This is a genomic window from Burkholderia sp. AU45274 (genome assembly GCF_030482505.1).
GTDB lineage: Bacteria > Pseudomonadota > Gammaproteobacteria > Burkholderiales > Burkholderiaceae > Burkholderia.
Map to the genome: position 1 here is coordinate 579,706 of NZ_JAUJQE010000005.1, position 13,797 is coordinate 593,502.

At 68.7% G+C, this 13,797-nt stretch carries 13 protein-coding genes; 8 read left to right on the top strand and 5 right to left on the bottom strand.

Annotation, left to right across the window (positions count from 1 at the left end; translation table 11 throughout):
• Positions 1-175: 175 nt before the first annotated feature.
• Positions 176-1,135 (top strand): nitronate monooxygenase family protein, encoded by a 960-nt coding sequence (locus QZM35_RS21725; protein ID WP_047852303.1) that lies wholly within the window; start codon positions 176-178, stop codon positions 1,133-1,135.
• A gap of 118 nt (positions 1,136-1,253) precedes the next feature.
• On the opposite strand, the gene QZM35_RS21730 is transcribed toward QZM35_RS21725, so the two are convergent.
• The 3 genes from QZM35_RS21730 to QZM35_RS21740 all read right to left on the bottom strand — a co-directional run bounded on the left by QZM35_RS21730 (position 1,254) and on the right by QZM35_RS21740 (position 4,314).
• Complete coding sequence (locus QZM35_RS21730) at positions 1,254-2,216, bottom strand: LysR family transcriptional regulator (RefSeq protein WP_089426480.1); 963 nt, start codon at positions 2,214-2,216, stop codon at positions 1,254-1,256.
• 181 nt (positions 2,217-2,397) lie between these two features.
• On the bottom strand, positions 2,398-3,474 hold the full coding sequence (locus QZM35_RS21735) for a porin (RefSeq protein ID WP_089426481.1): 1,077 nt from the start codon (positions 3,472-3,474) through the stop codon (positions 2,398-2,400).
• Between the two features lie 345 nt (positions 3,475-3,819).
• Positions 3,820-4,314 (bottom strand): peptide-binding protein, encoded by a 495-nt coding sequence (locus tag QZM35_RS21740; protein ID WP_301776754.1) that lies wholly within the window; start codon positions 4,312-4,314, stop codon positions 3,820-3,822.
• 346 nt (positions 4,315-4,660) lie between these two features.
• Between QZM35_RS21740 and QZM35_RS21745 the strand changes: the two genes are divergently transcribed.
• The 6 genes from QZM35_RS21745 to QZM35_RS21770 all read left to right on the top strand — a co-directional run bounded on the left by QZM35_RS21745 (position 4,661) and on the right by QZM35_RS21770 (position 11,712).
• Positions 4,661-5,692, top strand: a complete 1,032-nt coding sequence (locus tag QZM35_RS21745) for a bile acid:sodium symporter family protein (protein WP_301776755.1) — start codon at positions 4,661-4,663, stop codon at positions 5,690-5,692.
• Between the two features lie 294 nt (positions 5,693-5,986).
• On the top strand, positions 5,987-7,825 hold the full coding sequence (locus QZM35_RS21750; protein ID WP_301776756.1) for a phosphodiesterase: 1,839 nt from the start codon (positions 5,987-5,989) through the stop codon (positions 7,823-7,825).
• 362 nt (positions 7,826-8,187) lie between these two features.
• Positions 8,188-9,207: a LacI family DNA-binding transcriptional regulator gene (locus QZM35_RS21755; protein WP_039355370.1), complete on the top strand. Its 1,020-nt coding sequence runs from the start codon at positions 8,188-8,190 to the stop codon at positions 9,205-9,207.
• Entirely contained in the window at positions 9,204-10,484 is a 1,281-nt protein-coding gene (locus QZM35_RS21760; RefSeq protein ID WP_089426484.1) for an AGE family epimerase/isomerase, read from the top strand. The genes QZM35_RS21755 and QZM35_RS21760 overlap by 4 nt, the downstream gene beginning before the upstream one ends.
• Positions 10,481-11,389, top strand: a complete 909-nt coding sequence (locus tag QZM35_RS21765; RefSeq protein ID WP_089426485.1) for a carbohydrate kinase — start codon at positions 10,481-10,483, stop codon at positions 11,387-11,389. Before QZM35_RS21760 ends, QZM35_RS21765 begins: the two co-directional genes overlap by 4 nt.
• 101 nt (positions 11,390-11,490) lie before the next feature.
• A complete protein-coding gene (locus QZM35_RS21770; RefSeq protein ID WP_069249042.1) occupies positions 11,491-11,712 on the top strand; it encodes a hypothetical protein in 222 nt (73 codons plus the stop codon).
• 22 nt (positions 11,713-11,734) lie between these two features.
• On the opposite strand, the gene QZM35_RS21775 is transcribed toward QZM35_RS21770, so the two are convergent.
• Together QZM35_RS21775 and QZM35_RS21780 are read right to left on the bottom strand one after the other, a co-directional pair.
• Complete coding sequence (locus QZM35_RS21775; protein WP_039355363.1) at positions 11,735-11,929, bottom strand: DUF2905 domain-containing protein; 195 nt, start codon at positions 11,927-11,929, stop codon at positions 11,735-11,737.
• A gap of 11 nt (positions 11,930-11,940) precedes the next feature.
• On the bottom strand, positions 11,941-13,134 hold the full coding sequence (locus QZM35_RS21780) for a class I SAM-dependent methyltransferase (RefSeq protein WP_089426486.1): 1,194 nt from the start codon (positions 13,132-13,134) through the stop codon (positions 11,941-11,943).
• Between the two features lie 13 nt (positions 13,135-13,147).
• Here QZM35_RS21780 and QZM35_RS21785 point away from each other — a divergent pair, with 13 nt between their 5' ends.
• Positions 13,148-13,789 (top strand): Rossmann fold domain-containing protein, encoded by a 642-nt coding sequence (locus tag QZM35_RS21785; RefSeq protein ID WP_301776757.1) that lies wholly within the window; start codon positions 13,148-13,150, stop codon positions 13,787-13,789.
• The last annotated feature ends 8 nt before the right edge of the window (positions 13,790-13,797 follow it).

Here is a 13,797-nt window from a genome sequence, read left to right on the forward strand (position 1 = left end):
AACACTCACTCGATTGCCGGCACACCGCGCATTTTGTTAAGCTCGCGTAGAATCGCACGATCGTTCGTATTAATAAGGACGACATCGTTTCGCCGCTACACTCGAATCACCGTTCGACCGCAAAGCATGGCGCCGGCGCGACCGCGCGGGCGCCCCTGGAGACTGGAGACATCACATGGCATTGCCCACCGTCCTGCAGAACCTGACGCTGCCCGTCATCGCATCGCCGATGTTCATCGTCAGCTACCCCGAACTCGTGCTCGCGCAATGCAAGGCGGGCATCGTCGGTTCGTTCCCCGCGCTCAACGCCCGTCCGGCCGAACTGCTCGACGAGTGGCTCACGCAAATCCAGTCCGAGCTCGCCGATCACCAGGCAAAGAATCCGGACGCGGTGATCGGCCCGATCGCGGTCAACCAGATCGTCCACCAGTCGAATGCGCGGCTCGAGCACGACGTGCGCGTGTGCGTCGAGCACAAGGTGCCGATCTTCATCACGAGCCTGCGCGCACCGGCGCGCGAGATCGTCGATGCGGTGCACAGCTACGGCGGCATCGTGCTGCACGACGTGATCAACCTGCGCCACGCGCAGAAGGCGCTCGAAGCCGGCGTCGACGGGCTGATCCTCGTCGCGGCCGGTGCAGGCGGCCATGCGGGCACGACGTCGCCGTTCGCGCTCGTCGGCGAAGTCCGCAAGATCTTCGACGGCCCGATCGTGCTGTCCGGCGCGATCGCGAACGGCGGCTCGATCCTCGCGGCGCAGGCGATGGGCGCCGACTTCGCGTACATGGGCACGCGCTTCATCGCGACGCAGGAAGCGCACGCGATCGACGACTACAAGCACGCGATCGTGAACGCGAAATCGTCGGACATCATCTACACGAACCTCTTCACGGGCGTGCACGGCAACTACATTCGCGAGAGCATCGAGAAGGCCGGCCTCGATCCGGAGGCGCTGCCGGAATCCGACAAGACCAAGATGAATTTCGGCAGCGACAAGACGAAGGCGTGGAAAGACATCTGGGGCGCCGGCCAGGGCGTCGGCCTGATGGACGACCTGCCGAGCGTGGGCGCGCTCGTCGAGCGCCTGAAGCGCGAATACGACGACGCGAAGGCGCGACTCGGCATTCCGCGCTGACGGATGCGTCGGCCCTCGCGGCCGCCGCCGGCGCGCATGCCGGCGGACAAAACAAAAAGCGCGAACCGCAGCGGTTCGCGCTTTTTCATTGCCCCGCTGTAGCGGGACACACGGCGGCTCAGACCGCGCGCTTCATCCGCGTGATCGGCATCACGCGCAGGCGCGATTCGATCGACGGGCACAGCGACTGCCCTTCGAAACGCGCCGCCAGGAAGTCGACGAACGAACGCACCTTCGCGGATACGTGACGACGGCTCGCGTAGACCGCGTAGATCGGCGCCTCGTGCGGCGGCACCGCATCGAGCAGCACCGGCACGAGCCGGCCGGACTCGATGTCGTCGCCGACCACCTCGGTGCCGAGCAGCGCGATGCCCGCGCCCGCGAGCACGGCCGCACGCAGCCCTTCGAGATGATTCACGATCAGGTTGCCGTTGAGGTTCACGCGCGACGCGGCGGCCGCGTCGATCACCAGCGCGTCGAGCATCGTCGAATTCGAGTCGCGCCGCAGGTAGTTGTGGTGCGCGAGATCGCCGATCGTCGCGGGCGTGCCGTGCTTCTCGAGATACTCGGGCGACGCGACCAGCAGGATGTGCGCGGTCGCGATCTGCCGCGCGACCAGCGACGACGATTTCAATCCGTTCGGCGCCGCGCGCACCGCGACGTCGTAGCCTTCCTCGATCAGGTCGACCACGCGATCGGACAGCGTCATGTCGACGGTCACGTCCGGGAACCGGCCCGCATAGTCGGTGACGGCCTGCATCACATGACGCAGCCCGAACGCCGATAGCGACGTGACGCGCAGCCGGCCTTGCGGCACCACGCTCGCGGCGCCGACGGCCTGCCCGGCTTCGTCGAGTTCGGACAGCGCCTGCACGAGGCGCTCATAGTATTCGCGTCCCGCCTCGGTAGGGGCGACGCGTCGTGTCGTGCGATGCAGCAGCCGCGCACCGAGCTGCTGCTCGAGATGCATCACGTGCTTGCTCGCCATCGCAGCCGACATCTGCATGCGCTCGGCCGCGCCGACGAAGCTGCCCACTTCGACGACGTAGCGAAACACATTCATGCTGACGAGGGTATCCATCGAACTAGCTCGTAATGACGGGGAATGGTCCAATTACGAGATAGGGTAACAAAGGCGGGGAAACAGAAAGGTCAAGAAAGGCAAAACGGCGCCGCGGGGTCGCAGCGCCGTTTTTGGCGGGAAAACATGCAGTCCGGACGCGCTTTTCACCCGCGTCCGGCACGCCGGCCGCGCGTGCGCGTCAGAACTTCGCGCGGATGCCGGCGCCGAACGTGTTGCCGGTCGACAGGCCGCTGATGTGGTCGTTCATGTACGCGGCGTAGACGTCCGTGCGCTTGGACAGCGGATAGTCGTAGCCGACGGCCCAGGTCTGGCGCGTCTGGTCGAGGCCGCCCGAATCGCGCGAGTACGCGTACGACGCCATCGCGTTGCCCACGCCGAGCGGCACCGACACGCCGCCCTGCGCGGTGTTCACGTGCCAGCTGCCCGCGACCTGGTCATTCTTCGTATACATGTACTGGCCGAACAGCTTCACGTATTTCAGGTCGTAGGTCGCGCCGACTTGCGCGATGCCCTGGCTCTTCATGCCGGCCACCAGCGCGCTCAGGTCACGCGGGCCGTTGTTGAAGTTCACGTACTGGTAGACCGCGGTCGCCGCGAACGGACCGTTCGCATAGTTGAACTGCGCGCTCCACTTCTTCGAGCCGTTGTCGCCGGCCTGGTTGCCGAGTGCGTACATCGCGCCGAAATTCAGGCCACCGAACGAAGGCGACGTGTACGACAGCGCGTTGTTCCAGCCCGAATCGCCGACGGCACCCTGGTCGCTCGGGTAGGTCGGGAACGTGCCAAGGCCGAGGAACACGTGATACACCATCGGCGAGAAGGTGTACGAGTCGTAGAACGGGTTGAACAGGATCGTCGACAGGAACAGGTGCGTCGTCAGGCGGCCGGCCGTCACCGTGCCGTACGGCGAATCGATGCCGACGTAGGCGTTGCGTGCGAAGAACGTGTCGCCCTGGAAGCGGCCGAACTGGCCGTTCTGGGCGCGGAAGAAGCTTTCCAGCGTGAAGATCGCCTTGTAGCCGTTACCGAGATCCTCGGCGCCGTGCAGGCCCCAGTACGACGTCGACATCCCGCCGCCGCTCACGTTCCATGCGCGGTTGCCGCCCGGGAACTTGGTTGCGCCGACCCATTCGTCGACCTGCCCGTAGAGCGACACGCTCGACTGTGCATGGACGGGGGCGGTAGCCGCCACGCAGGCGGCCGCGGCGATCAGCTTGACGGACGTGCGCGACGCACGGCGAGCGAATGCTTTCATTGGATCTCCAGATTTTGTCGAATTGTCGATAAGTGGCGCGAGCGTTGTTTTATGGAGCCGAGTGCTTGCGTCGTATGGGGCGCAGCCATCTTTACGGATCATTCGTCCGGCCAAAATTGCGCACACTTATTGCTGGTATAGCGCCAGCATTAACTTCGCGGAATGGATACATGGCCGGGCACCTGCCGGCGGCCCCGCACGAACGCGGTCGCGCGGCGGGACGGCAGCGGGGCACACGCGAGCCGGGCGCGAAAGATAGCGCAATGCGACGGGAAAATCAGCGGAAATCTGTGCGCGACTGTGGCGAATTCGCATCAGCCGGCGGAGGGACGAGCGCGCGGGCGCTCAGTTTCGGTAGAACGGGGAGAAAGACGGCGAGTGCGCAGGCTCTTCCTGCGAGCGGGGCGGCGGCATCGGACGTCCGCCGCGCTCCTCGTTGTAGCGCGCGACGTCGGCGCGGATCGAACCGGCACGCAGCGGCACGTTGCCGCCGCCCGGCGGGCGCGGCACCTGGCGCACGTCGGCGCTGATCGGACGATACGGGCTTTGCGCGGCGTAATGGCCATACGACGGCGTCGGCCGCAGCCCCCAGCGGGAGCCGTAGCCGTTCACGCCGCCGGCGCGTGCACCGGCCAGGGGCGCCGCGCGGCGCCAGACGGGCCCACCACCAGCCGGCTGACCGTACGCGCCGTACGCGCGCATGTCGCCGCCACCGAAGCCGTGGCCGCCGAACGCATGACCGCCGCCGTGGGGCGGTTGCGCGAGCGCGAGCGGCAACAGCAGCGCGCCGAACACGCCTGCCACCCATCGTCCGATCTTCCGTTTCACCCGTTCCGTCATCGTTCAGTGCCTGTCCACGCCCGCCGCCGGCTCCTTTCGGCCGACCCAAGGCTTTCAGCAGTAATTTATGAGCGGGCCGAAAGCGTGTCGAGCCAAAAAGTGTTATGTCGCCGGCATCGGTGTAACACCATGTTACTGCTAGGTTTTTTCACTTCCGGGCGCGACCGCGACAGAACATTCTTCTGCCGTTTTGCGCCCGGCCGGGCCGATGCCGCGGGCGCTGTTGCATGAGATCAGCTCATCAATCGATTCCCACAATGCATTTGTGTAGTGAATCGCCGACCGGGACAATGACGCCATCCGCGCGCGCGACGCGCGCCTTTGCCGTTTCCGAATCGAGTTCCCGATGGCCCGTCCCCGTTTTCTTCCCGACAACTTCACGCTCGCGCTCGTCGGCACCGTCGTGCTCGCAAGCTTCCTGCCGTGCCGTGGCCCGGCCGCCCATGCGTTCAACTGGGCGACCAACATCGCCGTCGGCCTGCTGTTCTTCCTGCACGGCGCGAAGCTGTCGCGCGAAGCCGTCATCGCGGGTGCGACCCACTGGCGGCTGCACGCGGTCGTGCTGCTCAGCACGTTCGCGCTGTTCCCGCTGCTCGGCCTCGCGCTGAAACCCGTGCTGCAGCCGCTCGTCACGCCGACGCTGTATGCGGGCGTGCTGTTCCTGTGCACGCTGCCGTCGACGGTCCAGTCGTCGATCGCGTTCACGTCGATCGCGAAGGGCAACGTGCCGGCCGCCGTGTGCGCGGCATCCGCGTCGAGCCTGCTCGGGATCTTCGTCACGCCGGCGCTCGTCGGGCTGATGATCACGTCGCAGTCGGCGGCCGCCGCGTCGCCATGGAGCACCGTCGGCAGCATCGTGCTGCAGCTGCTCGTGCCGTTCATCGCCGGCCAGTTGCTGCGGCCCGTGATCGGCGGCTGGATCGACCGCAACCGCGGCGTGCTGCGCTTCGTCGATCAGGGCTCGATCCTGCTCGTCGTCTACGTTGCCTTCAGCGAGGCCGTCAACGAAGGCCTGTGGCACCAGATCCCGCCGCGCGCGCTCGGCGGCCTGCTCGTCGTCAACCTCGTGCTGCTCGCGATCGCGCTGCTGCTGACCGCGTTCGTCAGCAAGCGGCTCGGCTTCAACCGCGCCGACCAGATCACGATCATCTTCTGCGGGTCGAAGAAGAGCCTCGCGGCCGGCGTGCCGATGGCGAAGGTGATCTTCTCGGCGAACGCGGTCGGCGCGATCGTGCTGCCGTTGATGCTGTTCCACCAGATCCAGCTGATGGCGTGCGCGGCGCTCGCGCAGCGCTGGGGCGCGCGCGACATGAGCGGCGAGCACGACGAGGGCGACGCGGCATCGACGTCCGGCGCGCTGAGCCCGGGCAAGCGCTGACGAGCAGGGCGGCGGGACGGTCAGCGGGGGGTGCCGTTCCGGCGGTTTTGTCCTCCTGCCTTCCGCCCTCCTGATTTCCGCCCTCCTGATTTCCGCCCTCCTGATTTCCGCCTTCCTGCTTTCCGCCCTCCTGCTTTCCGCCGTCCGCTTCCGGCTTCACCGCCTCACCGCCCTTCCAGCTTCACACCCGGCGCGATGCACCACCAACGCCCATCGCGTCACGAAATCTTCATTCAATTCTCCGCGCGCGATGCCGTTATGTCGGGCGTCCCGTCGATTCGGCTGCTCTCGCCCATGCCCGCGCCCCACTCCGATTCCGCTGCAGCCAGCATCACGCGCCTGATCGCGGATCGCGCGCTCGCCGCCGTCTTCCAGCCGATCGTCGATCTCGGGTCGGGGACGGTCGTCGGCTACGAGGGCCTGATACGCGGCCCGCGCGGCACCGACCTCGAACCACCCGCCGCGCTGTTCGCGCAGGCCGCGCGCGAAGGCGAGACGATCGCGCTCGAACAGGCCGCCGCGCGCACCTGCCTCGACGCATTCGCGGCACTCGGCTGCGACGGCAAGCTGTTCCTCAACTTCAGCGCCGGGACGATCCTGAAGCTCGCCAGCGAACGCGAGCGTGCACGTCAGCTCCTCGTGCGCGCGCGGATCGGCGCCGAGCGCATCGTGATCGAGCTGACCGAGCAGAATGCGATTCCCGATGTCGCCCAGATCGGCCCGGCCGTCGCCTCGCTGCGCGACGCCGGCATCCAGTTCGCGCTCGACGACTACGGCACCGCGAACGCGAGCATGAACCTGTGGCTGCGCCTGCATCCGGATGTCGTGAAGATCGACCGCTTCTTCATCCACGACATCGCCCGCGACCCGCTCAAGTTCGAAGCCGTGAAGGCGATGCAGCACTTCGCGCAGGCGAGCGGCGCGAAACTGATCGCGGAAGGCATCGAGAACGAAAGCGACCTGATCGTCGTGCGCGACATGGGCATCTGCTGCGTGCAGGGTTTCCTGCTCGGCCGGCCGAACGCGCAGCCGTCGCGGGTCGTCGCGCCGGCCGCGCGCGATGCGATCCGCGCGCCGCACATCGCGGTGTTTCCCGGCGCGACGCGCTCGGTGCGGCCGGCCGGCACGATTGCCGGGAAGATGCTGGTGCCGGCGCCGGCGCTGCCGCGCGACGCGACCAGCAACGACGTGCTCGACCTGTTCAACCGGATGCCCGACCTGCATGCGGTCGCGCTCGTCGAACGCGGGCGGCCCGTCGCGCTCGTGAATCGCCGCGGCTTCATCGACCGCTTCGCGCTGCCGTATCACCGCGAGGTGTTCGGGAAGAAGCCGTGCCTGCAGTTCGCAAACGACGCACCGCTGATGATCGACAACGCGACGACCTTCGAGCAGCTCGCGATGCTGCTCGCGAGCCACGACCAGCGCTATCTCGCGGACGGCTTCGTGATCACCGAACACGGCCGCTACGTCGGGCTCGGCACCGGCGAGAGCCTGGTGCGCGCGGTGACCGAGATGCGCATCGAGGCCGCGCGCTACGCGAATCCGCTGACGTTCCTGCCCGGCAACATCCCGATCAGCGCGCACATCGACCGCCTGCTCCAGCGCGACGCCGGCTTTCATGCGTGCTACGTCGACCTGAACCAGTTCAAGCCGTTCAACGACCAGTATGGCTACTGGCAGGGCGACGAGGTGCTGAAGTTCGCGGCGACGGTGCTGGCCGGCGTGTGCGACCCGCAACGCGACTTTCTCGGGCACGTCGGCGGCGACGATTTCCTCGTGCTGTTCCAGCGCGCCGACTGGCGCGAACGCGCCGCCGACGCGATCGCCCGCTTCAACGAAGGCGCGCAGCTCTTCTACACGCAGGCCGACCGGCAGGCGGGCGGGCTGCACGGCGAGGACCGCCATGGCAACCCGGCGTTCTTCGGCTTCGTGACGATGGCGATCGGCGCGGTCGGCGTGGCGGCCGGCGCGCACGGCGCGAAACACTACGGCAGCGACGAGATCGCATCGGTCGCCGCGCTCGCGAAGCGGCGCGCGAAACAGCAGCCGGATGGGCTCGCGGTCGTCGACCTCGATGCGGGCCGCGCTGCGCTGCGCCATCGCGGCGAACCACCGGCCGTGGCAATCCGCTGAACGGCGGGCGATCGCCGTTTGCAGACACGACGCGCCCGGTGCGGCGGGGGCGCGCATTCATGCACCATGCAGCCAGACCGTTAGTTGCACTGCACCTTTCCGGCGGCCGGCGGAGGCAACCGCGCACGACTCGCGCGAATGCGTGAAGCCAGCCCGCTTGCCGCCCGCTTCCCGCTCGCCATGCACCCGCACGTTCACCTTGCCTTTTTCGCGCTTTGTTTAGTATTTTTAGTAACGGTGTTTTCGCAGATTAGCGCTTAAAACCCGGGAATTTGCGGGTATTCCCCGGCTATCCGGCCCGAATTCCGCAATACGTTTTACTATACAATCGCTTTCACCCTAAACAAACCGGACCCCGAACGATGGGTACGACCATTCGCGATGTGGCGCGGGCGGCAGAGGTCTCGATCGGCACCGTCTCCCGCGCGCTGAAAAACCAGCCGGGCCTGTCCGAAGCGACGCGTGCGCGCATCGTCGAGATCGCGCAGCGGCTCGGCTACGATCCCGCGCAACTGCGGCCGCGCATCCGCCGGCTCACGTTCCTGCTGCATCGCCAGCACAACCGCTTCCCGGCCAGCCCATTCTTCTCGCACGTGCTGCACGGCGTCGAGGATGCGTGCCGCGAGCGCGGCATCGTGCCGACGCTGCTCACGGTCGGGCCGAACGACGACGTGCTGCGCCAGATGCGCCCGCACGCGCCCGACGCGATCGCGGTGGCCGGCTTCATCGAGCCCGAGACGATCGAGGCGCTCGCCGCGACCGGCCGACCGCTCGTGCTGATCGACCTGTGGGCGCCCGGGCTGCGCTCGGTGAACATCGACAACGCGACGGGCGCGGCGCTCGCGATGCGCCACCTGCTCGCCACCGGCCGCACGCGGATCGCGTTCATCGGCGGCTCGCCCGCGCACTACAGCATCGCGCAGCGCGCGATCGGCTACCGGCGCGCATTCTTCGAGGCCGGGCGGCTGTTCGATCCCGCGTACGAAGTGACGATCGATGCGGGGCTCGATCCCGACACCGGCGCAGCACGCGCGATGGAGCAGTTGCTCGACGCGCCGGGCCCGCGCCCGGAAGCCGTGTTCGCGTACAACGACGCGGCCGCGCTCGCCGCGCAGCGCGTCTGCACCGCGCGCGGGCTGCGCATTCCCGACGACATCGCGATCGTCGGCTTCGACAACATCCCCGCCGCCGCGCACGCGAGCCCGCCGCTCACGACGCTCGCGGTCGACAAGGAGGCGCTCGGCCGCCGCGGCGTCGAGCTGCTGCTCGCGGAGGCGCCCGAGCGCACCGAGATCTCCCTGCCCGTCGAGCTGATCGTGCGGGCCAGCAGCCAGCCCGCCGGCTCCCCGGCACTCGATACCGCCACGGTCACCGAATCATGAACATGCCCCCGGTCCAACCCTGCACGGCCGCGCCGGCCGCCCACACGCAAGCCGCGCCGTTCGTCGCGAGCTTCCGCGACCCGTCGTTCCTGCTGTCGCACATCGAGGACACGCTGCGCTTCTACGCGACGAACGCGTTCGACCCGACGGGCGGCTTCTACCACTACTTCCGCGACGACGGCAGCATCTACAACCGCACGTCGCGCCACCTCGTCAGCAGTTGCCGGTTCGTCTTCAACTACGCGATGGCGTACCGGCATTTCGGCGATCCGCGCCACCTGGAATACGCGCGCCACGGGCTGCGCTTCCTGCGCGACGCGCACTGGGACGACGCACTGCAGGGCTACGACTGGGAACTCGACTGGCGCGACGGCGCGAAGCGCGCGACGCTCGACGGCACGCGCCACTGCTACGGGCTCGCGTTCGTGCTGCTCGCGGCCGCGCACGCGACGATGGCCGGCCTCGACGAGGCCCGCCCGCTGATCGCGGCCACCTTCGAGCTCGCCGAGCACCGTTTCTGGGATGCGGCCGCGGGCCTCTATGCGGACGATGCGACGCCGAACTGGATCGTGTCGTCGTACCGCGGCCAGAACGCGAACATGCACATGACGGAGGCACTGCTCGCCGCGTACGAGGCGACCGGCCACCTCACGTACCTCGATCGCGCGGAAAAGCTCGCGTCCCACATCACGCAGCGCCAGGCCGCGCTGTCGGGCGGGCTCGTGTGGGAGCACTACCATGCGGACTGGTCGGTCGACTGGGATTACAACAAGGAAGACAGCTCGAACATCTTCCGCCCGTGGGGCTTCCAGCCCGGACACCAGACCGAATGGGCGAAGCTGCTGCTGATCCTCGAGCGGCATCGCCCGCTCGACTGGCTCGTGCCGCGCGCGGCCGAGCTGTTCGACGCGGCGCTCACGCATGCGTGGGACGCCGATCACGGCGGCCTGTATTACGGCTTCGGCCCCGACTTCACGATCTGCGACCACAACAAGTATTTCTGGGTGCAGGCGGAAACCTTCGCGGCCGCCGCGATGCTCGGCGCGCGCACCGGCAGCGAGCGCTTCTGGGACTGGTACGACGAGATCTGGCGCTACAGCTGGGCCCACTTCGTCGATCACCGCTACGGCGCGTGGTACCGCATCCTCACCTGCGACAACCGCAAGTACAGCGACGAGAAGAGCCCGGCCGGCAAGACCGACTATCACACGATGGGCGCGTGCTACGACGTGCTCGCGACCCTCGCGCGCGCGCAACGCAGCGAGCCGACGCAATGAGCGGCGGCACGTTTCCGGCTTTCGTGTCGGCAGGCGACATCCTGACCGACATGGTGCGCGCGGGCGACGCGCAATGGACCTCGGTGCCGGGCGGCGCCGGCTGGAACGTCGCACGCGCGGTTGCGCGGCTCGGCGTGCCGAGCGCGCTCGCGGGCTCGATCGGCGAGGACTGCTTCTCCGACGTGCTGTGGCGCACGAGCGAAGCGGCCGGGCTCGACCTGCGCTTCCTGCAGCGCGTCGCGCGGCCGCCGCTGCTCGCGATCGTCCACGAGACGCGCCCGCCTGCTTACTTCTTCATCGGCGAAGCGAGCGCCGACCTCGCGTTCGATCCGGCGCGGCTGCCGGCCGGCTGGACCGACCACGTGAAATGGGCGCACTTCGGCTGCATCAGCCTCGTGCGCGAACCGCTCGCCGGCACGCTGGCCGCGCTCGCGGCCGACCTGCACGCGCGTGGCGTGAAGATCAGCTTCGACCCGAACGTCCGGAACCTGATGACGGCCGCATTCCGGCCGACGCTCGAGAAGATGGCCGCGCTCGCCGACCTGATCAAGGTGTCCGACGAGGACCTGCGGCACCTGTTCGGCGGCGACGGCCCCGACGCGATCGCCGCGGTGCGCGCGCTGAACCCGCACGCGGCCGTGCTCGTCACGCGCGGCGCGCAGGCGGCGACGCTCTACGCGGACGGCGACGTGCATGAAGCGAGCCCGCCGCGCGTCGAGGTCGCCGACACCGTCGGCGCGGGCGACGCATCGATCGGCGGCATGCTGTTCAGCCTGATGGCCGCGCCGCAGCGAACCTGGCGCGAGCACCTCGTGTTCGCGCTGGCGGCGGGCGCCGCGGCCTGCCGGCATACGGGCGCGCACGCGCCGACGCTCGACGAGGTCGTCGCGCTGATCGAACGATGACGGGCAGGATGGCGGCCGGACTCCGTTCGGTCACCGATAAGCCGCGCTGTACATGCTGCGCCGCAGTGCTACGATGAAGTGTCCTTTTGCGGGAGAGCACCATGGACACCAACACGTTCACGAAGGGCATCTACACGGCCAAGGCGCATACCCAGCATGCGGGCAACGGGCAGTTCCAGGGTTACGTGATCCTCGCGCGGGACGACGGGGACGACACCGAGAACACGCGCTACGACGTCCACTCGACGAGCCCCAGCGAGGAGGAAGCATTCGAGGAGGCAAAGGCGCTCGCGCACCGGATCCTCGGCGAAATCGAGCTGTAGCGCGCCGCCATTCAGGCGCGGCTCAGAGCAGCCGCGCCACCATCGACAGCAGCATCGTCAGCACCAGCGTCGACATGAACGGGAACGGGTAGCGCCGCCCGCCGAGCGTCAGCGTGACGTCGCCCGGCATCCGCCCGATGCCGAGCTTGCCGAGCCACGGCCAGCAGCGCGTCAGGATCATCACCGCGACGAACGACGTCATCAGCCAGCGCAGCATGTCGGCTCCCGTCAGAGTGCGTGCGAGCGGTCGCCGCGCGCGAACGCGTCGAGCGTGCCGTCGATGCCGCGCGAGAACGCGATCACCTTGAACAGCTCGCCCATCTCGGCTTCGGAAATCAGCTTCTGCACCGCGTTCGCGGCCGGCAGGAACGCGTGGATGTCCGACGGATCGATCGCGGACAACGCGTCGGTGATGCCCGCGTTCAGCAGGAAGCGCGCCTGCGACGTATAACCGAGCAAATCGGCGCCGGTCGCGACGGCCGCGTCGTAGATGCCGGTGAATTCGACGTGCGCGGTGATGTCCTGCAGCCCCGGGTACAGGAACGGATCGTCGTGCGCATGGTGACGGTAGTGGCACATCAGCGTGCCGCGGTCGCGCTGCGGGTGGTAGTACTCGTGCGCGGGAAAGCCGTAGTCGACCAGCAGCACCGCGCCGCGCCCGAGCATCGTGCAGACGGTGCGCGTGAACGCCAGCGCGGCCTCGTGCGTCTCGGTCACGTAACCGTCCGCCGCATCGTCGAGGCCCGCGAGTACCGGCGGCAAGCCGGCCGGTGCGGCCGGGCGGTCCTCGAACACGAACGCCTGCCGCGCGTCGAGCGCGACGCCGCGCTCCTGCCATGCGCCGCCCGCCTTCGCGAACAGGCGCACCGGCATCGCATCGAGCACCTCGTTGCCGACCACGACGCCGTCGAACCGCTCGGGCAGCGCGTCGAGCCAGCGCACCTTCGCGGCGAGCGCCGGCGCGGCGGCCGTGATCGTGTCGCGCTGTCGCTCGCGCAGCTCGCCGGACAGGTCGACGATCAGGTAGGCGTCGAGTTCGACGCCCTGCGCGTCGAGCGCCGCGAGCAGCCCGGCCGCGAGCTTGCCCGTGCCGGCGCCGAATTCCATCACGCTGCGCGTGCCGCTCGCCGCAAGCGCTTCCGCGACCGGCTGCGCGAGCGTCTGCGCGAACAGCGGCGACAGCTCGGGCGCGGTGACGAAGTCACTGCCGTCGTCGGCGCGGCGCCCGAACTTGCGCGCGCCGCCGCTGTAATAACCGAGGCCGGGCGCATACAGCGCGCGCTCCATGAAGCGGTCGAACGGCAGCCAGCCGCCGGCCGCCGCGATCTCGTCGCGCAGTTGCGCGGCGAGGGTTTCGGACTGCGCAAGCGCGTCAGGGCCGGGAGCAGGTAAACTAGCGGGTTCGTGAGCTTTCGGGTTCATCCCGGCATTGTAAATGACCGTTTCAGCCGATATGTCGACCCAGCGCGTGGCGCTCGTCACGGGTGCCCTGGGCAGCGCGGCCGACGCCGCGTCGATCGGTCGTGCGCTCGCCACCGGATTCGCCCGGCGCGGCTGGGACGTCGCGCTGCAGCGCAGCCACGGCGCGCCGCATGCGGCAGCCGACGCACTCGTCGCCGAAGTCGCGGCGCTCGGCCGCCGCGCGATTGTGCTCGACGCCGATCTGGCCCTGGAAGCCGACGCCGCCGGACTCGTCGCCGCGTGCGGCGCGGCGCTCGGCCGGCCCGCGTGCGCGGTGTTCGTGAGCGCCAGCGCCGGCGCCGACGACGCGCGCGAGCACGAGGCGCTGCGCGCCTGCGCGATCCACGTGCTGGATCAGGCCCTGTTTCACCCTGCGCCGGCGCAGATGTCGCACGCGCTGATGCAGGCCGCGCTGAATCGCGCGACGTCGGCGCTGGCGCTGGCGCTCGCGCCGAAGGTGCGGGTCGCGGCGCTCGTGCGCGGCCACGCGCCGCACGCGGACGACATCGCGGCGGCCGCCTGCTATCTCGCGAGCGCGCCGGGCGTCACCGGCGCGACGCTGACCGTCGACGGCGGCGAGCACCTCGTGCCGCCCGCCGTCGGCCCGAATGAATGAACTGCGCG